Annotated in this window: 23 protein-coding genes and 7 tRNA genes; 19 read left to right on the forward strand and 11 right to left on the reverse strand. The window is 52.8% G+C overall.

What is annotated here, in order from left to right:
* The first annotated feature begins 87 nt into the window (after nucleotides 1-87).
* Nucleotides 88-1,101, forward strand: a complete 1,014-nt coding sequence (locus tag J4377_RS05400) for a quinone-dependent dihydroorotate dehydrogenase (protein ID WP_120385490.1) — start codon at nucleotides 88-90, stop codon at nucleotides 1,099-1,101.
* 71 nt (nucleotides 1,102-1,172) lie between these two features.
* Here J4377_RS05400 and rmf read toward each other — a convergent pair whose 3' ends face one another.
* A complete protein-coding gene (gene rmf / locus J4377_RS05405) occupies nucleotides 1,173-1,382 on the reverse strand; it encodes a ribosome modulation factor (RefSeq protein ID WP_009722578.1) in 210 nt (69 codons plus the stop codon).
* 341 nt (nucleotides 1,383-1,723) lie between these two features.
* Between rmf and rlmKL the strand changes: the two genes are divergently transcribed.
* Both rlmKL and J4377_RS05415 read left to right on the forward strand, forming a co-directional pair.
* Complete coding sequence (rlmKL, locus tag J4377_RS05410; RefSeq protein ID WP_253487300.1) at nucleotides 1,724-3,946, forward strand: bifunctional 23S rRNA (guanine(2069)-N(7))-methyltransferase RlmK/23S rRNA (guanine(2445)-N(2))-methyltransferase RlmL; 2,223 nt, start codon at nucleotides 1,724-1,726, stop codon at nucleotides 3,944-3,946.
* 19 nt (nucleotides 3,947-3,965) lie between these two features.
* Nucleotides 3,966-4,301, forward strand: a complete 336-nt coding sequence (locus J4377_RS05415; RefSeq protein WP_095602345.1) for a glutaredoxin family protein — start codon at nucleotides 3,966-3,968, stop codon at nucleotides 4,299-4,301.
* A 98-nt stretch (nucleotides 4,302-4,399) separates the two neighbouring features.
* Here J4377_RS05415 and J4377_RS05420 read toward each other — a convergent pair whose 3' ends face one another.
* Nucleotides 4,400-4,681, reverse strand: a complete 282-nt coding sequence (locus J4377_RS05420; protein ID WP_038486583.1) for a hypothetical protein — start codon at nucleotides 4,679-4,681, stop codon at nucleotides 4,400-4,402.
* 84 nt (nucleotides 4,682-4,765) lie between these two features.
* Here J4377_RS05420 and pdxB point away from each other — a divergent pair, with 84 nt between their 5' ends.
* On the forward strand, nucleotides 4,766-5,941 hold the full coding sequence (pdxB, locus tag J4377_RS05425; protein ID WP_120385489.1) for a 4-phosphoerythronate dehydrogenase PdxB: 1,176 nt from the start codon (nucleotides 4,766-4,768) through the stop codon (nucleotides 5,939-5,941).
* Between the two features lie 97 nt (nucleotides 5,942-6,038).
* On the opposite strand, the gene htpX is transcribed toward pdxB, so the two are convergent.
* From htpX to msrB, 4 genes are all read right to left on the reverse strand, one after another.
* Complete coding sequence (gene htpX / locus J4377_RS05430) at nucleotides 6,039-6,944, reverse strand: protease HtpX (protein WP_038482579.1); 906 nt, start codon at nucleotides 6,942-6,944, stop codon at nucleotides 6,039-6,041.
* Nucleotides 6,945-7,050: 106 nt separating this feature from the next.
* On the reverse strand, nucleotides 7,051-8,298 hold the full coding sequence (locus J4377_RS05435) for a pyridoxal phosphate-dependent aminotransferase (RefSeq protein ID WP_038482582.1): 1,248 nt from the start codon (nucleotides 8,296-8,298) through the stop codon (nucleotides 7,051-7,053).
* 55 nt (nucleotides 8,299-8,353) lie between these two features.
* Nucleotides 8,354-9,307, reverse strand: coding sequence for a ribosome biogenesis GTPase YlqF (ylqF, locus tag J4377_RS05440; protein ID WP_193085087.1), 954 nt, complete (start codon nucleotides 9,305-9,307; stop codon nucleotides 8,354-8,356).
* A gap of 120 nt (nucleotides 9,308-9,427) precedes the next feature.
* Nucleotides 9,428-9,826: a peptide-methionine (R)-S-oxide reductase MsrB gene (gene msrB, locus J4377_RS05445; RefSeq protein ID WP_038482587.1), complete on the reverse strand. Its 399-nt coding sequence runs from the start codon at nucleotides 9,824-9,826 to the stop codon at nucleotides 9,428-9,430.
* A gap of 338 nt (nucleotides 9,827-10,164) precedes the next feature.
* Here msrB and J4377_RS05450 point away from each other — a divergent pair.
* The 13 genes from J4377_RS05450 (at nucleotide 10,165) to J4377_RS05510 (ending at nucleotide 15,844) form a co-directional block, all read left to right on the forward strand.
* Nucleotides 10,165-10,240, forward strand: a tRNA-Glu gene (locus tag J4377_RS05450).
* A gap of 55 nt (nucleotides 10,241-10,295) precedes the next feature.
* A tRNA-Gly gene (locus J4377_RS05455) sits at nucleotides 10,296-10,370 on the forward strand.
* A 21-nt stretch (nucleotides 10,371-10,391) separates the two neighbouring features.
* Nucleotides 10,392-10,467 (forward strand) — tRNA-Glu (locus J4377_RS05460).
* Between the two features lie 27 nt (nucleotides 10,468-10,494).
* A tRNA-Gly gene (locus J4377_RS05465) sits at nucleotides 10,495-10,569 on the forward strand.
* Between the two features lie 21 nt (nucleotides 10,570-10,590).
* Nucleotides 10,591-10,666: transfer RNA gene (locus J4377_RS05470), tRNA-Glu, on the forward strand.
* A gap of 32 nt (nucleotides 10,667-10,698) precedes the next feature.
* A tRNA-Gly gene (locus J4377_RS05475) sits at nucleotides 10,699-10,773 on the forward strand.
* A 265-nt stretch (nucleotides 10,774-11,038) separates the two neighbouring features.
* On the forward strand, nucleotides 11,039-12,001 hold the full coding sequence (locus J4377_RS05480; protein WP_198350203.1) for an ABC transporter ATP-binding protein: 963 nt from the start codon (nucleotides 11,039-11,041) through the stop codon (nucleotides 11,999-12,001).
* On the forward strand, nucleotides 11,998-12,771 hold the full coding sequence (locus J4377_RS05485; RefSeq protein WP_038482594.1) for an ABC transporter permease: 774 nt from the start codon (nucleotides 11,998-12,000) through the stop codon (nucleotides 12,769-12,771). Before J4377_RS05480 ends, J4377_RS05485 begins: the two co-directional genes overlap by 4 nt.
* A 58-nt stretch (nucleotides 12,772-12,829) precedes the next feature.
* A complete protein-coding gene (queF, locus tag J4377_RS05490; RefSeq protein WP_253487302.1) occupies nucleotides 12,830-13,663 on the forward strand; it encodes an NADPH-dependent 7-cyano-7-deazaguanine reductase QueF in 834 nt (277 codons plus the stop codon).
* 47 nt (nucleotides 13,664-13,710) lie between these two features.
* On the forward strand, nucleotides 13,711-14,271 hold the full coding sequence (locus tag J4377_RS05495) for a nitroreductase family protein (protein WP_120385486.1): 561 nt from the start codon (nucleotides 13,711-13,713) through the stop codon (nucleotides 14,269-14,271).
* A 5-nt stretch (nucleotides 14,272-14,276) separates the two neighbouring features.
* Complete coding sequence (locus tag J4377_RS05500; RefSeq protein ID WP_038482601.1) at nucleotides 14,277-14,795, forward strand: YiiD C-terminal domain-containing protein; 519 nt, start codon at nucleotides 14,277-14,279, stop codon at nucleotides 14,793-14,795.
* Nucleotides 14,796-14,888: 93 nt separating this feature from the next.
* Nucleotides 14,889-14,976, forward strand: a tRNA-Ser gene (locus J4377_RS05505).
* A 385-nt stretch (nucleotides 14,977-15,361) separates the two neighbouring features.
* Nucleotides 15,362-15,844: a hypothetical protein gene (locus J4377_RS05510; protein WP_253487304.1), complete on the forward strand. Its 483-nt coding sequence runs from the start codon at nucleotides 15,362-15,364 to the stop codon at nucleotides 15,842-15,844.
* Nucleotides 15,845-16,223: 379 nt separating this feature from the next.
* Here the strand turns inward: J4377_RS05510 and J4377_RS05515 are convergent, their stop codons facing one another.
* Complete coding sequence (locus J4377_RS05515; protein ID WP_253487312.1) at nucleotides 16,224-17,009, reverse strand: CLCA_X family protein; 786 nt, start codon at nucleotides 17,007-17,009, stop codon at nucleotides 16,224-16,226.
* A 158-nt stretch (nucleotides 17,010-17,167) separates the two neighbouring features.
* On the opposite strand from J4377_RS05515, the gene J4377_RS05520 reads away from it, so the two are divergent.
* Both J4377_RS05520 and J4377_RS05525 read left to right on the forward strand, forming a co-directional pair.
* Nucleotides 17,168-17,905, forward strand: coding sequence for a MauE/DoxX family redox-associated membrane protein (locus J4377_RS05520; protein ID WP_198350206.1), 738 nt, complete (start codon nucleotides 17,168-17,170; stop codon nucleotides 17,903-17,905).
* A gap of 108 nt (nucleotides 17,906-18,013) precedes the next feature.
* A complete protein-coding gene (locus J4377_RS05525) occupies nucleotides 18,014-18,700 on the forward strand; it encodes a type 1 glutamine amidotransferase domain-containing protein (RefSeq protein WP_253487314.1) in 687 nt (228 codons plus the stop codon).
* Nucleotides 18,701-18,829: 129 nt separating this feature from the next.
* On the opposite strand, the gene J4377_RS05530 is transcribed toward J4377_RS05525, so the two are convergent.
* From J4377_RS05530 to J4377_RS05545, 4 genes are all read right to left on the reverse strand, one after another.
* A complete protein-coding gene (locus J4377_RS05530; RefSeq protein ID WP_198350207.1) occupies nucleotides 18,830-20,488 on the reverse strand; it encodes an alpha/beta-hydrolase family protein in 1,659 nt (552 codons plus the stop codon).
* A gap of 116 nt (nucleotides 20,489-20,604) precedes the next feature.
* Nucleotides 20,605-21,402 (reverse strand): MipA/OmpV family protein, encoded by a 798-nt coding sequence (locus J4377_RS05535; protein ID WP_038482627.1) that lies wholly within the window; start codon nucleotides 21,400-21,402, stop codon nucleotides 20,605-20,607.
* A 320-nt stretch (nucleotides 21,403-21,722) separates the two neighbouring features.
* Nucleotides 21,723-21,938, reverse strand: coding sequence for a hypothetical protein (locus J4377_RS05540; protein WP_253487316.1), 216 nt, complete (start codon nucleotides 21,936-21,938; stop codon nucleotides 21,723-21,725).
* A 390-nt stretch (nucleotides 21,939-22,328) separates the two neighbouring features.
* The gene (locus tag J4377_RS05545) at nucleotides 22,329-23,627 is read right to left on the reverse strand and encodes a M20/M25/M40 family metallo-hydrolase (RefSeq protein WP_253487317.1); all 1,299 of its coding nucleotides are present in this window, start codon (nucleotides 23,625-23,627) and stop codon (nucleotides 22,329-22,331) included.
* Between the last annotated feature and the right edge of the window lie 146 nt (nucleotides 23,628-23,773).

A 23,773-nucleotide genomic window follows, 5' to 3' on the forward strand; every position in this document is an offset into this window, starting at 1 on the left:
GCGCGCCGCGCGCTATGTCGTCTATTTGCCCACATGTAGCGTGTTCGCTCGTCTGCTTTATGCCCACTGCTCTGGAGAGCCTCGCTGATGTATAACTTCGCCCGTTCGCTGTTGTTTCGACTCGATCCAGAAACGTCTCATGGGTTGGCGCTGGGTGCGTTAGATACTCTGCATCGGGTGGGTGGTGTGCAGCGGGTATATGGTGAGCCTGTGAGCGACCCTGTCGAACTGATGGGGCTGCGTTTTAGTAATCGGGTAGGGCTTGCCGCAGGGCTGGATAAAAATGCCGATCACTTAGATGCGCTGGGCGCGCTGGGCTTTGGGTTTGTAGAAGTAGGCACCGTGACGCCCAAAGCGCAGCCAGGCAACCCGAAGCCACGCCTGTTTCGGCTTGCAGGCCACGAGGCGATCATTAACCGCTTTGGATTTAATAACAAAGGGGTTGAGCACCTTGTCGCCCAGGTGAAAAAGCGCCACTACAGAGGCGTTTTGGGTATCAATATTGGCAAAAACTTAACCACCTCTGTGGAAAATGCGCTCGATGATTACCTGCTTTGTTTAGAGGCGGTGCACAGCGTGGCTGATTATATTGCGGTCAATATTTCCTCGCCTAATACGCCCGGGCTGCGGACATTACAGTTTGGCGAGCAGCTGGATGCACTGCTTGGGCCTATTCGTTCGCGCAGCCAAGCGCTGGACAGCGCGTTAGGCCGCAAGGTACCGCTACTGGTTAAAATCGCCCCAGATATGAGTGAAGAAGAGGTCGCCCTGGTGGCTGGCAGTATTGCTCGTAATGCGCTGGATGGTGTTATTGCGACAAATACTACGATAGCTCGCGATGCCGTTAAGAGTGACCCTCAGTCAGAAGAGGCGGGTGGGCTTTCTGGAAAACCCGTTTTTGAAGCATCGAATAGGGTGATTCGCCTGTTACGCGCGCAACTGCCAACGCTGCCTATTATAGGTGTGGGCGGGATTGATAGCGGTGAGGCTGCTGCTGCTAAAATTGCCGCTGGCGCAGACTTGGTGCAGCTCTATTCAGGGTTGATCTACCAAGGGCCTGGGTTAGTGAAAGCGTGCGCCGAGGCATTGAAACAGCCATAATTGAGCAATAAAAAAGCCCGCTTGTCAGCGGGCTCCGTACTCCAAATGTCATGTTTAAAAAGGTAAAAAAACTAGGTCATCACCATGGGGTTTTTATGGATACCGGAGACGCCGGTCATCCCGTCCCACTGATCACCGCGACCTTCACGCCAACCACTCATCCAATATTCGCGTAAATTGACATCTTGACTGGGGCAGTCATCTCGGGAGCGACCCGTAATGCCCGCTTTATAGCCGTGAACATAAGCCCGTTGGAAGCGATCACGTTTTTGTCGTTTCATTGGCTAACCTCTTTTCACGAAAGCCTTTGATAAGAAAAGCACGCTGGGCAAAAATGCTATATTTGCATCAGTGCTATTTCGATAGATAACTTTGGCAAGCCGCCACTCAACGCTAGTGCCTAGCACTCACGTGCTGAACGGGCAAAGCGGCAGACTCGACAAATTAGGGTCTTGAAAGCAAGTTGCTAATAAAACCCTGACAAACAACGCATGCGTTTTTCAGTAGCTACACTCTTATTGTTAGCTCATTATGGGGTCACTTGTCGACCATCAAATTGTCATAAGACGTAAACTCATTTGCCATATATAGGAATATCGCGCTCTTACGCGCGGCGATAAACATGACTGAGTCGAGCCAAACTGCCCCTCTAAACCTCCTTGCTACCTGCCCCAAAGGCATTGAAGGCCTTTTAGCTGATGAGCTTTCAGCGCTAGGAGCCGAGCCAGGTAAAACGACCGTGGCGGGCGTTTATTTTTCCGCCAATCTAGCAACCGCCTATCGCATATGCCTATGGTCACGGCTAGCTAACCGCATTATTTTGCTGTTGGCTCGGGAGCCGATGGTTGATACCGCTGAGCAAGTGCGTGACGTGGTTGCCCGGCTTCCCTGGACACAGCATTTAACGCCAGGCAAAACGCTGGCGGTAGATTTTCATGGTCGCAGCGACCACATTCGCCATACTCGGTTTGGTGCCCAGACGGTGAAAGATGGCGTTGTTGATTCGCTGCAGCTAGCAGGTCAGGAGCGTCCAAATGTTGATACCAAAACGCCTGATCTGCGCATCTACGCCCACCTACACCGCGCTAACTTAAGTCTGGGAATTGATCTTTCAGGCGAAAGTTTGCACCGCCGTGGCTACCGCCGTGATGTTGGACATGCACCGCTGAAAGAGAACTTGGCAGCCGCATTGCTAGTGCGTGCTGGCTGGCCTGAACGAGCAAAAGCCGGTGAGCCGCTGTTAGATCCGCTATGCGGTGCAGGCACGTTGCTGATTGAAGCGGCGCTAATGGCTGCCGACCAAGCGCCCAATCTCAATCGGGAGCGCTTTGGCTTTCAGGGCTGGGCAGGCCACGACGAGCCGCTGTGGAAAGAGTTAAAGCGCGAAGCTGAGGCACGGGCGTCGATAGGCCGTAAACGCTGTAAAACGGCGCTGGTGGGCTTTGATCAGAGTCCGGCGGCATTGACAGCAGCGAAAGCTAACGCCATGCGTGCGGGCATTCCTGCGCTAATTACCTTGCATGGGCAGAGCCTAAGTCAGCTAAGCAGGCCAGAGACTATTACTGCCGAACGTGGGCTATTGATAACTAACCCGCCTTATGGCGAGCGCTTAGGCGAATTGCCTGAGTTGGTGCGTTTGTATGCCCAGCTGGGAGAAAAGGCGAAAGCGCTGTTTCCCGGTTGGACACTGGCGCTGTTTACCGGTAACCCCGATTTGGGGCATCGCCTTGGGCTACGTGCTCACAAGCAGTATGCGCTGAAGAACGGTGCTCTGGATGCGAAGTTGCTGCTGATGGAAATTGCCACTCACACGGCCAGCATGCCAGGCAGTGACAGCGTTTCTTCTGTCTCAGAAAATGGTGGAGAGGCGCAGCAAACAAGTACCAGTGCCAAGCCTGCTGTGTCGGAAAATGCCCAAATGTTTGCCAACCGACTGGCGAAAAACCAAAAACGTCTGAAAAAGTGGCTCAAGAAAAGCGCTGAGACTTGCTATCGTGTTTACGATGCTGATATGCCGGAGTATGCGTTGGCAGTCGATCGTTACGGTGACCGAGTGCACGTTCAAGAGTACGCCGCACCCAGCTCAATCAACCCCGCTCAGGCGCAAAAGCGCTTGTTTGATGCCTTGGAAGTGCTGCCAGATGCCCTCGGCGTCGACCCAGGCAAGGTGTATATAAAGCGTCGTGAGCGGCAAACTGGCAGTGCCCAGTACCAGAAACGGGATGCCAGCGGTGAACGCTTTGAAGTGCAGGAAGGTGACGCTCGGTTGTGGGTTAACCTGCGTGACTACTTGGATACCGGCTTGTTTTTGGATCATCGCCCAGTGCGCCGCCTGCTTAACGAGATGGCTAGCGGGAAGCGCTTCTTAAACCTGTTTTGCTACACTGCCACAGCAACCGTGCAAGCAGCCTTGGGCGGTGCAAGCGACAGCGTCAGCGTCGATATGTCGAATACCTACCTTGAGTGGGCGAGAGACAACTTTGCGCTGAACAAGCTGGACCCAAGGTTACACCGAGTGGTGCGGGATGACTGTTTCCGTTGGCTTGAAACCGCGAACGCCGAGTTTGACCTGATCTTTATGGACCCGCCGACATTTTCTAACTCCAAGAAAATGCGCGATACCCTTGATGTTCAGCGTGACCATCCGCGGCTGGTGGAACTGGCCATGGCGCGTCTTGCGCCCGGCGGTACCCTGGTGTTCTCGAACAATCAGCGGCGCTTCAAGTTAGACGAGGGGCTCAGCGAGCGCTACGCAGTGGAAGATATTACATCGCGTACGTTTGATCCGGATTTTCAACGCCGAACCAACCTGCATCACGTGTTTTTGCTACGCCATAAAGCGTAAGGGCACAAAGAGATCGGATATGATTCAGCTGTCGATTTATACAACGTTAGGCTGCCACTTGTGCGCTCAGTTAGAAGCGCTGGTGGTAACGTTGGCGAACCAAGAGGTATCGCTGCATCACATTGAAATCAGCGACGACGATACGCTAGCGGAGCGTTATGGCGTACGCATTCCGGTTTTGATGGATGCTAATGGGGAAGAGCTGGATCGAGGCTTTGATCTTGATAAGCTGAGCGCTTGGTTACAAGCGCGCGGCTGGTTGGATGAGGCTGCGCTGGCGGCACTTACCACACCGCCCGAAAATGCGCCGCCAATTGGCGCGCATCAGCGCAATGGACGGCGCTACTTGGGTTGAGATAGCCCTTGAGACAGTCCTTGAGACAGCCCTTGAAACCGCTCTTAAACCAGCCTTTAAGGTTTGAATCATTGTCGCTAACATGGAGTTCGATGCACCTAAAGTGCATCAAGTAGCGACAACTGCCGCATGGCTTCCTGTCCTTCGGGCGTATGATCGGCTGCTTCCAGTACCTTGCGAAACCCTCGCGAGGCCTGGATAGTGGCCTCATCTTCCATCCACATTTGTGCTTGCTCCAGGGTATCTGCCAACTGATGCTTTAGCCCGCCAAACTGGGTGCCGATTTGCCCCCAGGCGCGGCTGAAAATCCAGTCGCCAAACATATCCTGGTGAATATGCACCAACACATAGTCATGGTCGGTTTCCCAGCGTACGATCACACCCATCTCCTTAACTGCTTCTTGATCATGCCTGCACAGCAAGCCGTTGCGGGCGTATTGTAAAGCCCGGATACGAAAACGCCTATGAAACTTGTTATCGACGCTAATATCCCCGCCGCAGACCTCTGTTTTGAGTCGTTTGGCACGCTGCATCGCTTGCCCGGGCGTGAGATTCGTACTGCCGATGTGGCTGATGCCGACGCACTGATAGTGCGCTCGATTACTCAGGTCAATCATGCGTTGTTGGCACAAAGCCCTGTCCGTTTTGTGGGTACCTGCACCATTGGCACTGACCATATTGATCGCGCGTTATTAAGTGATCGCGGCATTGGCTTTGCTAGTGCGCCTGGCTGTAATGCTGACGCCGTGGTGGACTACGTGCTTAGCAGCTTGCTGCTGATGAGTGAGCGACAAGGTTGGTCGTTGCTGACACGTAGGGTGGGTATTGTGGGGGCTGGCAACGTTGGCAGCCGTTTGCAGCAGCGTTTGCAAGCATTGGGTGTGGAAACCATGGTGTGTGATCCGCCTCGCGCAGAAAAAGAACATCCTGGAAAAGGGCCCGCAGCAGTGCAGGAGGCGGGCCTGTTTTGCTCGCTGGATAGCGTCATCGAACACTGCGACGTAGTGTGCCTGCATACTCCGCTGGTGAAAGAGGGCCCCCATGCCACGTATCAACTGCTTAATGCTGAGCGTATTAATGACCTAATCCCTGGGACCGTGTTGCTAAACGCCGGGCGGGGCGACTGTATTGACGGTCTGGCGCTACGTAGTCGTTTAGCGGGTAAAGGGGATATCACGGCGATTCTCGATGTTTGGGAAGATGAGCCGGAGATTGATGCCGGGTTGCGTGATTTGGTAGCGCTGGCGACACCACATATTGCCGGGCATAGCCTTGATGGCAAGTTGCGTGGTACGTGGATGATTCAGCAGGCGCTGGCTCAGCATATCGAGCGGCCAAGTGGCGTTACGTTTAGCGAACTCTGCCCGCGACCCGCGCTGTCAGCATTAACGCTGCAGCAAGCGATGCCGATAGAAGAAGCACTCCGGCTATGCACGCGCGCGGTTTACGATGTGCGCCGCGACCACGATGCGTTGCAGCGGCACGTGTTTCACCAGGGAATCAAAAAGGGCTTTGATGACTGCCGGTCAAATTACCCACTGCGTCGAGAGTTTGCCACGCTGCGCGTGTTGTTAGAGAACGACGCAACGGTGTTGGAAGCGCCATTGCTGGCGGCTGGTTTTCAAGTGCGCTGCGTATAGCTGTGTGGTGACGGTGTGTTGATTGTGAGGTGGTGTTTAGAAAGCACAAGGCCCGCATTTGCGGGCCTTGTGTGTTATGCAGCTAGCGAACATGCGTTTACTGACGGTAAGCCGCTTCTTTCAAAGCGCGAATGCGATCGTCCAGCGGCGGGTGGCTGGCGAACAGCTGCTCTAGCAAAGAGCGGGTTTGGCCTTTAGTAATAGCCATCGCGCGCAGGGTATCCGGCATCTGGTCAGGCATTTCAGTTTCCGCTTTCAGACGTGCCAGCGCATTCACCATTGCGCCGGTGCCCGCTAGGCGTGCGCCTGCCTCATCAGCACGGTATTCACGATAGCGTGAGAACCAGGCAACGATTGCAGAGGCGACAAGACCAAAGACGATTTCTGCCACGATCACCACGGCAAAATAGCCGATAAAACCAAGGCCACCTTCGCCGTCGCTACGGCTTCTTAAGAAGTTGTCGACTAACTGAGCCACGACCCGAGCAAAGAACATAACAAAGGTATTCACGACGCCTTGAATCAGCGCCAGCGTGACCATATCGCCGTTGGCGACGTGGCCGATTTCGTGGGCCAGCACCGCGCGCACTTCTTCAGGGCGCATACGGTTTAATAGGCCCGCTGAAACGGCGACTAATGCATCGTTCTTATTCCAGCCGGTGGCAAACGCGTTGGACTGCTGAGCAGGAAAAATGCCCACTTCTGGCGTTTTAATACCCGCTTCGCGGGAAAGTTCAGCCACCGTATCCAGCAGCCACTGCTCCGTTGAATTAGAGGGTGTTTCGATAATCACGGTGCCAGTCGAACGCTTTGCCATCCACTTGGAAATAAACAGCGATATTAGCGAGCCGACCATGCCGAAGATAAAGCAGAAAATCAGCAGGCTAGTAAAGTTGATACCCTGACTACTTAGGTAACTTTCCACCCCAAACAGTCGCAGCGTTAAGCTGGCAACCAGCAACACCGCTAAGTTAGTGGCTAAAAACAGCACAATTCGCATCATGGTGCAGGTTCTCCCTCAAAGGTCATTAAAAAGCGTTAGTGGAATGACAGTTTAGATACGTGCTGTTAATGTCAGTTTCAAGTCGCCGTTTTATTGATGGCTATTTTTATTGACGATAACGAGACAAGAAATTAGCAAAGCGATCAAGCGCATCACCCAACTGATCGGCCCATGGCAGAGTAACAATGCGCACGTGATCCGGTTCTGGCCAGTTGAACGCAGTGCCTTGCACCAGCAGGATTTTTTCCTGGAGCAATAAATCCAGCACCAGCTGTTGGTCATCCTTAATGTTAAACACCTTGGGATCTAAGCGGGGAAAGGCATACAGCGCGCCTTTAGGCGTCACGCAAGAGACCCCTGGAATGGCGTTAAGCTTTTCTATCGTAATATCTCGCTGAGCCAATAGTCGGCCGCCCGGCAGAATCAAATCATTGATTGACTGGTAGCCACCCAGTGCGGTCTGGATAGCGTGCTGGGCTGGGACGTTAGCGCACAGGCGCATTGAGGCCAGCATGGTTAAGCCCTGAATGAAATCACTGGCACGCTGTTTGGCTAGCGTGCCGGAAATGGTCATCCAGCCGGAACGAAAGCCCGCGCAGCGGTAGCTTTTCGATAGCCCATTCATGGTAATGACCAGTTGGTCATCATCCGCCAATGCACCCGTGGCAGTGTGCTCTACGCCGTCATAAAGAATCTTGTCGTAGATCTCATCGGAGAACACCACCAAATTGTGCTCTTGGGCAATATCCAGCACTTCCCGTACCACTTCAGGCGGGTAAACCGCGCCGGTAGGGTTGTTCGGATTGATAATCACAATAGCCCGGGTGCGGCTGGTAACTTTGGCGCGGATGTCTGCTATGTCCGGTGCCCAATCGGCTTGTTCATCGCACAAGTAGTGTACGCCGTGACCGCCAGATAAATTCGCTGCGGCGGTCCATAGCGGGTAGTCAGGGGCAGGGATCAGTACTTCATCACCGTCGTTTAATAGCGCCTGCATGGACATCACGATCAGCTCGGAAACGCCGTTGCCGATGTAGATATCTTCAATGCCAACCCCAGGAATCCGTTTACGTTGGCACTCTTGCATAATTGCCTTACGCGCCGAGTAAAGGCCTTTAGAATCACAGTAGCCCTGGGCAGTGGGCAGGTTGCGCATCACGTCTTGAAGAATCTCTTCCGGTGCCTCAAAGCCAAATGGCGCCGGGTTGCCAATGTTAAGCTTTAAAACTCGCTGGCCTTCTTCTTCCAGGCGCTTGGCATGGTCGAGCACTGGGCCGCGAATGTCGTAACAGACGTTATGCAGTTTGTGCGATTTTTTCAGCGTGTGTGATTCTGTAGGCTGCGGGGTGTCCATGGGGGTTATTATCCAAAATGTCCTGTGGCCGTGGGTGTTACTGATGATCAGCCCATTATGCGTCGGATTGTAGGTGGCTGTCTTCGTCGTTTTGTATCGGTGGCGGTGGAATATCACCTGGGGTTTCTAAAGTAAGCCTACCGAGCTTGCCATCGCGTAGTTCGTGAAGCAGTACTTCGGCACCGCGGTGTATGTCGACCTCGCCACCGGGGCGTAAGCCGCCGCGCTTACTCGCAATTTCTTTCAAAATGGCGTGGCCGTCAAAACCGGCAATGGCTAAGAAGTCCGGCTTTTGCGGGCCATCAGCATCCACCTCTTGCGCTACGGGCGCTTCATAAGTCGGCAGCGCCTTTAACTTATAGCGGGCGGTCAACTCTGCAGGATAGCGCTTGGCAAGCTCGGCACTGGTGACGATGGCTACATCGGTATACTCAATCGCAGTATCACGAATTGCACCGCTAGCAGCCAGACGATAGGCGCTAGCCTGGTCTTCAATTTTTGGCCATAGCACCCCAGGGGTGTCGATCAGCGCGACGCGGCCGTCGATACGCACCTTTTGTTGGCGCTTGGTGACCGCGGGCTCATTGCCAGTTTTAGCAATTTTGCGGCCAGCAAGCCCGTTGATCAGCGTCGATTTTCCGACGTTGGGAATGCCCATCACCATCACGCGGACATCTCTATCTGCACGTACCGCGCCTGCCAGCTCGTGGCATAGCTTAGGGATTTTTTTAAGCTCGCGAATATTGGTAGTGGTAATTGCCAGGGCGCGGGTATCTTCTTGGGCATCGAAAAAAGCTACCCACTCAGCAGTACGTTCAGGGTCGGCAAGATCCGCCCGCGACAAAATCTTCAATACCGGCTTATGGCGAGTCAGCTCGGCCAGCATCGGGTTGGCGCTGGAGTAGGGCAGACGCGCATCAAGTACTTCAATCACGACATCAATTTCGGGCAGCGCGTCCTTAATCTGGCGGCGGGCCTTGTTCATATGTCCGGGGAACCAGCCGAGCATGAGTTTCTCCTAATTAGCGCAAAGCAAATACAAGCACGAAAAACGGGCACAAAAAAAGCGGGCTGCCATTCTAGCAGATGGCGCCCGCCTTTCTGACGTTGAACGAGGATTTAGTGACGATTACTCGTCAGGATGAAACTCTAGTGACACCGAATTGATGCAGTAGCGCAACCCCGTCGTGTCTGGCGGACCGTCAGGAAATACGTGACCCAGATGGGCATCGCAGTGGGAGCAAACAACTTCAGTGCGCCGCATGCCGTGGGAGGTATCGCTGTGCTCTTCAATGCAGCGTGTTCCCAGTGGGCGATCAAAGCTTGGCCAGCCGCAACCCGCATCAAACTTATGTTCGTTTTCAAACAGCGGCGCATGGCAGCACACACAGTGGTAAATACCTTGGGCATCACTGACCTGATAATCTCCGGTGAAGGGGCGTTCAGTGCCTTTCTCACGTGCCACATGGTACTGTTCCGGGGTGAGTTGCTTGCGCCATTCATCAGGGGATTTTTCTATTTTCGCCATGGGGATCTCCTCTCCCTCTGGTTATCGTTAAACAGAGGCTTACTAAGCAGGCTAGCGTATCACTACGCACAGTGACAGTAGATAGCCTGTTCAGGTTCAGCATGTGTGAAAGGTAAGAAAACCGCCAGTGTGGCGTTTACACGCTAGCGACATTACCGTGACGGTGTAGCAAGTATATGAGAAATAAGCGGGTGCTCTTATATAAAGTGCTGGGGGGATCAAAGCACCCCATTTAGCAGGCGCGGCTCGTGGCAGGATAAAACGTTTCGATTTCAGAGTGCTTGACAGCACATTAAGGGCTGAGTAATATACGCGCCACCTCGACGAGGCAATGAAACGTCCCATTCGTCTAGTGGTCTAGGACACCGCCCTTTCACGGCGGTAACAGGGGTTCGAACCCCCTATGGGACGCCACTTACTCTTATAGAGTTAGTGGTATAAAGTAAGAGGTCGTCAAGGTATCGGAATTGCGGGAATAGCTCAGTGGTAGAGCATCGCCTTGCCAAGGCGAGGGTCGAGAGTTCGAATCTCTTTTCCCGCTCCAAGCATTTCATATGCTTACAGTGTCCCATTCGTCTAGTGGTCTAGGACACCGCCCTTTCACGGCGGTAACAGGGGTTCGAACCCCCTATGGGACGCCAATCCGATTTGCGAGTAATGCAGGTTAAGCGGGAATAGCTCAGTGGTAGAGCATCGCCTTGCCAAGGCGAGGGTCGAGAGTTCGAATCTCTTTTCCCGCTCCAAGCATTTTATATGCTTACAGTGTCCCATTCGTCTAGTGGTCTAGGACACCGCCCTTTCACGGCGGTAACAGGGGTTCGAACCCCCTATGGGACGCCATCTCGCATTTTTCGTAGCACTGTTTGTTGTACGCGGGAATAGCTCAGTGGTAGAGCATCGCCTTGCCAAGGCGAGGGTCGAGAGTTCGAATCTCTTTTCCCGCTCCATACAACGGTTCTACATAGGTGCCAAGGGTCGAGAGCTGGAGCGCCAGCCCGGTCGAATCTCTTTTCCCGCTCCAAGCAAACACTCTCTTTTTATCCCCCTTTATTGCTTGTTTTCCTGTGTTTTTTGAACACCGTATCGCACATCAATTGGCGATATTTTTGCGTGGCTGTCTTTCGAGCGACTTGAAAAAACATACGGATGCCCCGATATCCTCTCGTCTAACTTGTTTTTCTTGTGCTCCCCATTTGCTGACAGGACATATTCATGGCCGAACCGGCATTGTCTATCCGTGGCCTCACAAAAGTGTATGGCAACGGCTTTCAAGCGTTAAAAGGTATTGATTTAGACGTCCAGCAGGGCGATTTTTTTGCTTTGTTAGGACCCAACGGCGCGGGTAAGTCGACCACCCTGGGGGTGGTCTGCTCGCTGGTGCAGAAGTCCGCCGGTAAGGTGTCGATTTTTGGCATCGACATCGATAAAGACTTCGCGAAAGCCAAATACCAGCTTGGCGTGGTGCCCCAGGAATTCAATTTTAATCAGTTTGAAAAGGTCATTGATATCATTCTGGCCCAGGCGGGTTATTACGGAATGACCCGTAAAGAGGCGTTGCCCCGTGCTAAGCAACTGCTCACGGACCTTGGGCTATGGGACAAACGCAACGGCAGTGCGCGTATGCTTTCTGGCGGTATGAAGCGTCGTTTGATGATTGCCCGTGCGCTGATGCATCGCCCAAAGCTACTGATTCTTGATGAGCCAACAGCGGGTGTCGACATCGAGCTGCGCCGCAGTATGTGGGAATACATGCGGCGTATTAACCGCGATGAGGGCACTACCATTATTCTCACGACACACTATCTCGAAGAGGCCGAGAGCCTGTGCCGCAATATCGCCATTATCAATCAAGGCGAAATCGTGCGTAACACCAGTGTGCGTGAACTACTGACCGAGCTGAACACTGAAACCTTCCTGCTCGACTTGTCCGCCCCGGTTGAGCAAGCGCCCGTCATTGAAGGATTTGAAATTCAGCAGATCGAGCCTTCCCAACTGGCGTTAGTGATTCATCGTGGTCAGCAGCTTAACGATGTGTTCAGTGCCTTAAGCGAGCAGGGGCTAAACGTGGTTTCCATGCGCAACCGCGCCAACCGCTTAGAGGAGATGTTTGTTTCCATGGTGGAAAGTAGCCAGCAAGCGATTGATCAACGCAAGCAGCAGGAGGCGCGGGCATGAATGCAACGCAGACCCTTATCGCGCTGTGGACCTTAGTGCTTAAAGAGATCAAACGCTTTACGCGGATTTGGCCGCAAACCTTGCTGCCGCCGTCAATTACCATGGCGATGTACTTCATCATCTTCGGTAACTTAATTGGTTCGCGCATTGGCGATATGGACGGCTTCAGCTACATGGACTTCATTGTGCCAGGGCTGATTATGATGTCGGTGATCACCAACAGCTACTCCAACGTGGCCTCTAGCTTTTTTTCCAATAAGTTTCAGCGCTCTATTGAAGAGATGATGGTCTCTCCCATGCCTAACTGGGTGATCTTATCCGGCTTTATTTTGGGCGGTATGGCCCGTGGCTTGGGGGTGGGGTTAATTGTTACGCTGGTGTCGCTGTTCTTTACCCGTTTAACTGTCGAGCATCCACTGCTCACGGTGCTGGTCGTTGTGCTGACCTCGGCGCTGTTTTCCATCGGCGGTTTTATTAACGCGCTGTTGGCCAATAAATTCGATGATATCTCCATCGTGCCGACGTTTATTTTGACCCCGCTGACGTATTTAGGCGGCGTGTTTTACTCGATTTCGATGCTGCCCGATTTCTGGCAGGGCGTCTCCATGCTCAACCCAATACTGTATATGGTGAACGTCTTCCGCTACGGCTTTTTAGGCGTTTCTGACATTCCGGTCGTCTGGGCGCTGGCCGCTATCTTTGCCTTTATCGTTGTGCTGTTTATGGTGGCACTCACCATGCTAGAACGCGGCAAAGGCATTCGCAGTTAAACGTGTGATAACGCCCAGTAGAAAAAAAGCACGCTACTAATCAAGAGAGCAACCCGTCATGGCACACCGCCCCGATACTTTAGAACACGCGCCCTTAGGGCGCGATTCCGCCTACCCTGAGCATTATGACGCTGGGCTGTTGTATCCTATTCCCCGTGCTGCTAACCGTGCCCCATTGGGCATTGAAGACAGTAAGCTACCGTTTGTGGGGGAAGATGAGTGGCACGCGTTTGAAGTTTCCTGGTTGAATAACCGTGGTAAACCCATCGTGGCGGTTGCCCGTTTTCGCCTGCCTGCGGATTCACCCAACCTGATCGAATCCAAATCCTGGAAGCTCTATCTCAATAGCCTAAATCAAACGCACTTTGAAAGCCGAGACGCGGTGCAACGTGTGCTTGTTCGCGACCTAGCCGCGGCGGCGGGTGCTGCCGTTAGCGTAGAGCTATTAGGTGTAGACGACGTTGAGCTTACCCCCCAGCGCTTGCCGGGCGAATGCCTGGATGACCTGGATATCGACATCAGCGATTACACGCCCAGTGCAGCGCATTTGGCCGTCAGCGAAGAGATTGTTGAAGAGACACTGCATTCCCATCTACTTAAATCTAACTGCCCTGTGACTGGCCAACCCGATTGGGGTAGCGTATTAATTCGCTATAAAGGCCCTAAAATCGACCGTGAAGGGCTGCTACGCTACCTAATCGGTTATCGTCAGCACCAGGACTTTCACGAGCACTGTGTCGAGCATATTTTTACCGACCTGATGCAACTGGCTAAGCCTGAAGAGCTACTGGTGCTGGCCCGCTATGTTCGCCGCGGCGGGCTTGATATCAGCCCATGGCGAGCAACTCCAGGATTAACGCCGCCCAGCCCATTGCGCCTAGCAAGGCAGTAACAACGGCGCTAACCTAGCGCTCAACGATCAATAAAAGGGGAGTCATAATGGACGCACTCACGCTGCTTCACGAACGTAGCTCTATGGGGAAACTCACCGAGCCTGCGCCCAGTACCGACCAGCTCAGCGCTATCTACCAAGCTGCGCTGCGCGCCCCAGACCATAAAGAGCTGCGCCCCTGGCGGTTTATCGAATTTGTCGGCGAAGGGCGCGAGCGCCTTGGTGAGCTGTTTGCAGAAGCAGAGTTTCAAGAAGACCCCAGTGCCAGCGACGACACACTAAATTCCGCACGTAAAAAACCGCTGCGTGCGCCGATGATCATTGCCGTGATTGCCAAGGTCACCCCGGATATTCCGGGCGTGCCGAAAATGGAGCAGGTGATTTCCGCCGGCTGCGCCGCCCACGGTATTTTGCTGGCCGCCCACGCGCTAGGATTAGGTGCCATGTGGCGCAGCGGTAAGTACGCCTTTGACCCCGTGGTGCGTAAAGGCCTATCGCTAGACGAAAATGACGAAGTGGTCGCGTTTATCTATCTGGGTAGTCTGGCAGGTCGCCATAAACCGCTACCTCAGCACAATGTGGAAGACTTTGTAGAGCGTTGGGATTAACGGTAATGAGCCAGCCACGTCAACCAGGAGTGCCTTACCCCCGTTTGCCACTCCCTGAAACCCAGGAAGACCTTGTCGCCTTTCAGCGGTGGCTAGGGGAAGCAATTCCCATGGTGGGCGCACTGGGAATTCAGGGCATGACCCAAAGCGCCGCCCGAGAGGGCGGGGCCTTGACGTGGGAACTAGCGCTTAGCCCCAATCTAAACGACAAAGGTACAGGCTTCGGTGGTGCGTTAACGGCGCAAACCACGCTGCAGGGCTGGTGTTGGGTAACGCTATGGCTGCGTGCCCAAGGGCGGGCGCAAGATGTTGTGGTAGCCGAAGCCAGCCAGCGCTTTCTTGCGCCAGTCACTAGCGACTACCGCATCATTTGCACTCCCAGCGACTCCCAAGGCCCTGAGCAGCTAGCGGAAAAGCTTAATGCGCGGGGCAGGGGCAGTATTGCGCTCACTCAGCAGCTCTACTGTGGCGACACGCTCTGCCTGGAAGCCAGCGGGCGCTACGCCGTACTGCCTGTTGCTTAAATCTTTAAAAGGCTTGCTATTTTAGGTCTTAGACCATAGAATATGCGCCGTTCTGTTGGGAAAGGCAACGCCTTAACAACCGAGCGAAAAAGTGGAGAGGTGTCCGAGTGGTCGAAGGAGCACGCCTGGAAAGTGTGTAAGTCGAAAGGCTTCGAGGGTTCGAATCCCTCCCTCTCCGCCAAAGAATATAGAAAAAGCCCGCTGAGCAATCAGCGGGCTTTTTCGTGCCTGCCATTTAAGTTATCCACATGCAGTTTGCGCTACGTTAGTCCTGTTTTTGCCCATACCAGGTGACAAGTGTGGAGGGCTTCGCTATTTTCATCTTAAGAATGGTGAGCAGTTTGGGCGGCTTTTTATCCGGAGTAGATATATGCGCTGAGATTATATATTTACGTGGCCTTTAGCTTTATATGTTGAGCCCTATCGTGCTGAAAAGAAAATATGAATCAATAGGTCTTTTAATAAGGCCAATCACGGCGATAGGTAATAGCTTTTTCGTTTTGGCTTCATCTTTACTAAAAAGCTGTGCGTTTTGACAGTTTTAAACACTCAAAAAGGGAAGTCTCATGGATGCCGTACAGAAGGATACAACACAGTTTTTCTTAGATAGTTGGCTTGCAGAAGCAGTTCATCGGTGTAGCTCTTTTTTGCATAGCGCTAATAAGCCATTTTCATTTGATGATGATTTTCATCGGCGACGAATGTTTGAAGAACACTACGCTCTCACGGCTACTGTCATGGGTGTTCGCTTTGCAAAGCAGCTAGTCCATCACACTCCAAAAGAATTAAAGGAGAGCCTGGAATCATTTATTATCGCAACCCAAGATGCGGTTGATGTTCGTGACATGCGTGAACACTCAGATGAATATTTTTTAGGCAGGGGGCGTAAGAAAGAAGAGTTCTTCAAGGGTAGTGGGCAAGGCGTCCAATGTGACATGTCCTCGTCAGTTCAGAACGAAAATGGCTACATGCTTGGCAATCTGATAGCCATGGAGACGGTTCGAGATGAGTGTCAAGCTCTGCTCCAGTACATCCGCGACAATGCTTAACAAATCATTCCAGTTTGCTCCGGTCCTGACGGGGCTCCTCTGGACAGCTTTTTCTCCGCTTCGCCGCTTAAAAGACTATCGCTAAGTAATGGCGTTATACCACAGTTATCTAACGCACGTTCGTGTCAGTTACATGCTTTAGCAATCCACCCACCGCAGTTCCTCAATCACCCCGCACTCGGCGATGAGGTGGCCATAGTTAGCTGAGTATCACTTCCATTTAAAAGGGAAATATGCCGCTGAAACCTATCCCTGCGACGGCGACGATTACAACAACGATAACGACAATGGTGGTGGTAGATGGCATTTTTCTCTTCCTTTGAGAAATGAGTGTCATTGAAGCGTAGCCGTCATTGGCGTGTTTCGCACATCCCGCGTTTTATGAACGGCTCTCTTTGCTGAGTGCTTTCCCCAAACTGGCAAAATACGCGCTGAACAGCGCGTTGATGCGTTCGCGCTGTTCGCCTTGTGGGTACAGGCCGCGTTCTGCTTCGGGAGAGGTTTTGGTGCCTTTCACCAGGAAGTGGTTTTTGATACTGGCGTCTTGCACGAAGGCTTCAAAGGCTCGGGCGCATAGCTCTTCTGGCTTACTGTAATAGAGCTGGCCGTGAGCTTTGTCCATGGCGGCGGAGTGGGTGAAAAGCGCGCTGGGTTGCTGGCCGTCGGGGTGAAGCAGAATAGCGTGGAAGCAGGCGAGTAGGCGCTGGTTGAGCGGGTGGTTAATCGGGGCTGCATCCGCTAGCCATGCTGCCGAAGCGAAGGTGCTAGTCGGCACATTGTCAAAACACTTCTGGGCAATGTAGTGATCGAAGGCGTGAAACCATTCATGGGCAATGCTGCCAGGCCCCGCATTCTTAGCGAGCGAAAAGCTGCGCTGGCTGGGGTCGTAATGGGCAGAAACGCCGGGTCTACCACCGCTGCCGTACTGTAGGACTAACGAGCCACGTAGCGAAATCAGCGCTTCATTGCCGTGCAGTATCAGCATTAAATCGCACAGCGCATCGTGGAAAAGCTCGGCGGCGCGGTCGCGCTCGGCGGTGGTCACCCAGCGGCCTATTTCAATTGAGCGAAAATCGAACTGGCGACGGATCAGCGCAAAGCTGCTGGCACGTTCCGGGCGGTGCATTGGCCCTTGGCGGTAAAACTCTCGTGCTTCAATGCTCACGGCGTGCTCGCTAACCTAAAAAAGAAGTTCACTGAGCTATCTTATCGAAGGTAGCGAGTCAGCGCCAAAGGCTGTTCGGCAAGACCGGCTAAGGTGTCTACCCTTATACCTAGGCAGCGAATGATTGGCTGCACTGTGTTCCACATCAGGGAGGGAGTATGGCAACGGCACATGTTTATCGCATGAAAACGGATGCGCACCAGTGCCCCTTTGGTTTGAAAACCGTTTCATTGCTGCAGCGTAAGGGCTACGAGGTGCATGACCACCCGTTAACATCCCGCGACGAAATCGATGCATTTAAAGCGAAAGAGCAGGTCGATACGACGCCGCAAACCTATATTGATGATAAGCGCATCGGTGGCTATGAAGAGGTGCGCGAGTATTTGGGCTTAAGCGTGCCGAGTGCTCAGGAAACGTCTTATCGGCCAGTGATCGCCATTTTTATCACGGCGCTGTTGATCGGTTTGGCGGTTAGTTGGCTGGCCCATGGGGCGCTATTGACTGCGCGATTACCTGAATATGCAGTGGCTACCGCCATGGTGCTGCTTGGGTTGCAGAAGCTTCAAGACGTGGAAAGCTTCAGCACCATGTTTCTGAATTACGATTTGCTGGCTAAGCGCTATGTCCCCTATGGGTATGTTTACCCTTATGCGGAAACCTTTGCGGGTATATTGATGTTGGCGGGGGCATTGATATGGCTGGCAGCACCGCTGGCGCTGTTCATTGGTACGGTGGGTGCTGTGTCGGTGATTAAGGCGGTGTATATCGATAAGCGAGAACTGAAATGTGCCTGTGCGGGCGGTAATAGCAATGTGCCGCTGGGCTTTATTTCGTTGACGGAAAACCTTGTCATGATCGCCATGGGGTTATGGATGCCGCTGAAGAGTCTGCTGTAACGCAAGTGAGTAGAAAAGGTCATACGCCTTGTAACCCAGAAAACACGCCCCAAGGTAGAGTAAGTAACGCAAGATGCTATCGCACGCTTCACACTTAGGAGTCATTAGATGAGCAAGCGTATTTTGGTGGTGCTGACATCACATGATCAGTTAGGAGACACCGGCGAAAAAACTGGCTTTTGGTTAGAAGAGCTAGCAGCGCCGTACTATGTCTTTAAAGATGCAGGTGCAGACGTAACGCTGGCCTCGCCAAACGGCGGGCAGCCGCCACTTGATCCGAAAAGTGACGCAGACGATAGTCAAACCGATGAAACGCGGCGCTTTAAGCAAGATGATGAAGCGAATGCGGCGCTAGCGGCAACGCACCGCCTTAGCGATATGAGTGCTGATGATTTCGATGCTGTGTTCTACCCAGGTGGCCATGGTCCGCTGTGGGACTTGGTTGACGATAAAGACTCTATCCAGCTGATCGAAAACTTTATTGCCCAGGGCAAGCCAGTGGCATCGGTTTGCCATGCGCCTATCGTGTTGATTAATGCAAAAAACAGCAGTGGTGAACCGCTGGTAAAAGGGCGCCAAGTGACAGGTTTCACCAATGGCGAAGAAGATGCGGTTGGTCTAACGGATATCGTTCCACATTTGGTGGAAGACGCGTTGCAGCAGTGTGGAGGTATTTATAGCAAAGCAGACGACTTTACGCCGTATGTGCGCGAAGACGGCCAGCTAATTACTGGCCAAAATCCGCCTTCTTCTTCGGCTACCGCCGAAGCACTGATGGCATGGCTGGCCCGTTAAGTAGTTCTTTTTTAGCATCAGAAACTATGACGGCGGGCATAATGCCCGCCGTTTTTATGTGCGACTATGAAAAGCTATACGTCAATATGGGCGTGCGCAGTTAACAAGTAGGAGTGCATGCCTTTGTGTTTAGTGGCGTTGAGTAAAGCGATCACGTAGACGTTGGAGCGCTTGTTCATTCCAGCCGGGAGGTTCGGATAGTGCTACCCAGGCATCAATATAGTGTTTAGCTGCAATTTCATGCCCAAAGCCTGATGGGGCGCTGCTGGTGGCTAAGTCGGCTAGCAACTGCAGCATGGTCACGACTGGGTACCAGCGTAATTGCGGTGAAACATCGGGGGCACGCGGATCACGCATCCAATCGGGTTCGCGCCAGAAAGCTTCTGGTTCAAAAAAAGTAATGGGGTCGCTGCCGTATTGTAGATAAGCAATACGAAAATTTCCCCACTTGCCTGTGGCTTCATCCAACCCTTGGTATTGGTTCATGAAGCGGACCACGTTGCCATTATGGAACGTGGGTAGCCATGCAGGGCTACCTGGATCGCGGTCGGCGGTAACATTGCGCCATGTATCGCTGCGAAAGGGAGGGCCGGCCCACAGTGCGCCGTGGAAGGGGTCATTGATGATGTCGTATAAATCAAAGGAGAGATCTGAATTAAGTGCGCCTAAACTTAGCCCGAATAGGTATAGTTTGGGGCGTTGATCGCGGGGCATCGCAGACCAGTACTCGTAGATGGTAGTGAACAGTGCGCGAGCATTTTCGACGCCGTACTCCGCTTCGGAAATTAGCGATAGATGGCTGGGGAGGTAGGAGTATTGTGCTGCTACTGTTGCAATGTCACCTCGGTGAAGGTATTCCACGGGGTCTTGAGAGCCGGGATCTATCCAGCCGCGGCCGGTGGGCGTGGCTAGCACCAGCGTAGAGCGTTCAAAACCACCTACGCGAATCAGTTCTTCAAGGGCAAGTTGGGCTCGCTCAATAGGCGTGTCGGCAGCATTGAGGCCTACATAGACGCGGACCGGCTCTAGGGCTTGTTCGCCTAGAAACTCACTGATTTCAGCACCGGTTGGGCCATTAGTCACAAAACGCCTGCCTCGGCTACCTAGCGCTTCCCAGCTAATCAATGAATCGGCGCTACCTGGTTTCATAGGGTCGTCAGGTGGGTCGAGGTCATCCTGGAATATTTCATCCATTTCTTGATAGGAACGGTCAGCCACTTTCAATGCATAGGTAAAAAGTACGCCTTCAATGACCATCCAAAATAGTGCGAAAGAAGCGACCGTTCCCAATACATAGGCAGTGCGGCGGGGGAGTATATGGGCGAGTTTGTGAGAAAGCAGTTTGAAGGTGCGCTTGAACAGCAAACCAATAATACTCAGAAACGCGAAGATGCCCAGTGCAATGAGTGCAATAGAGAGCGGGCGAGTGCCTTCAGCAGGAGTCATGCCCATTAGCTCGCGAATACTGTCCTGCCACTCAGCAGCACGCCAAAGAAAAATAATTGAGATGCTTAAACAGACTAGCGCCGCTAGCCATTTCAGGTAGCGTTTTAATGTGGGATTTGGCTCTGGCAAGTGCAGGTAGCGCCAAAGCATATGACTAATCACGCCAAGGGCATAACCTGCTGTAAAGCTAAGCCCGGAAACAATCCCTTGGGCCACCAGCGGACGAGGAACTAAGCTTGGAGTTAACGAGAGGGCAAAAAATAACGTTGCTAGCACTAACCCTGTTCCCGAAAGGCGGTTAAGGCTTAAGACCTTCCCTAGTCGCTTGGCGCTATTATCCATTGCTTGCTCTCGAGTTATGAAACGATGCATTAAAGTCTTATATAATAAAGATAGTGTCAACTGCCAGTATCAATAACGACCGATTTTAAAAAACGCCGACTTTAGAAGTTATAGCTTTAAAAACGATAACTTAGCGATACTCCGGTGAGGGCTTGCCAGTTGCTGCCTAGCTCATTAACGATTGGGCTGTCGGCAGCACTGCCAGTTAGGTGGGTTGTGCCGACGAAGCCAGTGGCTGTCCATTCAGGCGTCAGGAAGTAGCTGAGGCTAGCATTCACCCCCATTCGCCAGTAACCGCCGTCTGGGGCATAGGCAGCCACGCCGCTACGTGCGCTGTCTTGCATTGATACGCCAAACAGCGACTCGGTCCATTTCTCGTTTGAATAGGTAACGCTGGGCGTTAGCGTGAAAAGTGTCCGTTCACTAACCGGCATACGCAAAGCAGCATTGGCTGAAAACTTTGCGCCTTCAACGTCGCCGCTTACCGGCGTGCTGCCTGCAACGCTATAACGCCAGAACCCTTGTTGATAGCTAACCCGCAAACCTAACGTGGCCCCTGCATCGACTTTTTCAAACTGGCTGATATCGCCCTTATTGTCTCGCCCAAAGGTGTAGCCAATGAACGGCGAAGCGGTCCAGTTACCGTTACGGACAGCGTGCCACTCAATACCGTTGCGCACGTTGATTGAGAGCTGATCGCCGTATGTCAGGTTAAGGACAGGCCACGCTCGTGTGTCATAGTCGTCGCTGCCTAGGTAGTCAGGTGAGTAGGTCACGCCTGCGCCGATACTGCCTTCCCAGCTGTCTCCCAATGCGGGAGCGGTTAATGCGATGCTAAAAGCAGCCGCTAACCAGGGGGTAAAACACTTATATTTAGAAGCGCTTTGAGTCGCGCGAGAAACGAAAGTCGTCACGGGGTGTCCTTTTAATTATTCAAACGTGCGTGATTGTATGTTTTTGATTCAAGCGACTGCAAGCTCTCTAGAGGCCTGTGTGGTTCATGAATTGAAACTATTTCTTGTTTCATAGCTTAGGTTAGATAATTCAACAGCTATAGGGCGCACTGTGTGCACATAGCGCAGGGATGGCGCTACAGGGAAGTGCAAGCAGGGAGTGCTTGTGGTGCACAAGGACGCATGAACAGGAGGTTCGTGAAGGAAGCTCAAGGAGGACCTGATAAAACCCCGGCCAGTGCGATGGTCGGGGTTTTTTTATGGGCAAACGGCACTGCTGACTAACAAGCGTGATGATAAAACAGTGCGCTGAGTTTGCTCATTGGTGTGGATACCGCCGTTTGGCAATTCATGCAGCGTAGTGTCGCGCTGTCTTTGCCGGTGCCCTCAAGGCGAAATCGTTTTAGGTACGACGTTGTCGAGGATTCCGCGTTGCCGCAATGACGGCAAATAATATCCACGCCGTATACAGTCGGGCTAATCATAATATGTCTCACGCTGACCTCCTACCGCAAGGGAGTTAATGGGCTCAGTCGTGGTAACGTCCGTGTAGAAATGCATCCGTGACGATGCTTAAAAAGTATAAACAGCAAACGGCTAGTTCGCCATTTATATAAGCAGCTATCTATTTATGAACGAGTAGTAAAAAATTCATGTTTTGATATCCCAGGTTAATGTTTTTGACATATATGAGGTTCAAGGTGAGTAACAACACAGGGAAAGGTGTTAGGGATAACGACCAAGCAGGAAAGCTTGTTAAACCAGGGATGCATGGACAGGATGTTCGTGAAGAAGGATTACGGAGGAAATACCACTACCCCGGCCAGGAATGGCCGGGGTTTTTTTATGCGAGTGCCTAACTACACTCGTTCTTCAGTAGCTCTTTGCTACTTTTTCGCTTTTTTGGGCTTTGAGGCTTTTTTATCTTCATCATTATCAGACTTGTCACTGTCAGGCTTGTCGCTACCCTGATGGCTAAGCGGGCTGGCTTGGTCAAGCCGTGGGTGGTTGTCCAGGAATTCCCGCTGAAGATCGGGTAGGGCATCCAGTGTTTTTAAGGTGTGGGTCAGCGCGTGAATTGCTGCGAGCACATCCTGGGTGTTGCCGGTTTCGGAAATAGTGTGCATGTTGCGGATCGGGAAGCCGATTGAGGTAGCTGCGCTATCAATAGAGGCCAGCACGCCTGCCATGCCGTCAGTACCCGTATCCACGCCCACGATGTCACGCTGCAGGGGAATATCCTGCTCTTTGGCGGCGCTGGCGATAATGCGGTTGAGCTGTTCGCTGGCAATAGAACCTACCGCCATGGTGAAGCCTTTGCCCATCTCTAGCGGCTGCATGCGTTTGTCGCCAATACCAGGAGCAGCTACGTAGTCGTGGTTAACGTCTACGCCAATCAGCGCGTCTGGCTTTAGTTCGCCAGCCAATACGCGGCTGCCAAAACGGCCAATTTCTTCGTAGCTGGCAATGGCAAACAGCACGCGTACGTTTTCGGTGCCGCCAGCTTCTGCGATTAACTTCGCCACTTCTGCGGTAACAAAGCAGCCCAGGCCATTATCCAGGTAAGCGCCGTAGAAGGTGTTCGGGCTAAAACCAGGGCGAATGGGGCGGTCGAAAATAATCGAATCACCCGGGCGAACGCCTAAATTCAGCACTTGCTGCTTTTTATTTTCGCCATGGATTTGCAGGTCCAGGTAGATCTGCTCTTTTTTGATACCTTTGCTGCCATCGCGCTGTGCAGGATCAGAAAAGTGAATAGCGCCCAGGGCTTCTACTGTACCGCCTTGGATGCAGCGGTAGCTGCCGGGGGCGTCAGGATCCTCGCTGAATAGCTTCACTTCGTGGCCGATAAGTACGGTAGGCAAGAAGGAGTCAGTGTTGATCCAGATCTTGCCGTCTTCGCCAATCGAGCGAACCTGCATGCGGATTTTGTCTGCATGGCCGATGATCATCACTTTGAACATGTCATCGCGGCCAGGATGGGTATCCAGTACCACGCCAGCATTGCCTTTAAACTGATGCAGATGCCAGCCGCTGGGCGCGAAGCTTTCGAAGTAAGGCTTCAGTACGCCGTAGGTCATGGCGCCTTCCAGGCCTACCGGGCTAGGGGCGGCAAGAATGTCGCGCATGATGTTGAATTGCGCGTCGGGCATGGGTTGCGTCCAGGGTTTGGCGCTGTCGCTCATATTAAGCTCTCTCCATTGGGGGGTGTTTATCACTAACTAGTCTGCCAGATTCTTGCTTCAGATGCGCATGGCTGGTTCGCCTAGTGAGACAAGAGTTTTGGGCTTTGGTTATAAAATCCTCTAGGATAGGCGCTTTTTTCTGACAA

Source organism: Halomonas sp. XH26 (assembly GCF_024138895.1).
In the GTDB taxonomy this organism is placed as follows: Bacteria; Pseudomonadota; Gammaproteobacteria; order Pseudomonadales; family Halomonadaceae; genus Vreelandella; species Vreelandella alkaliphila.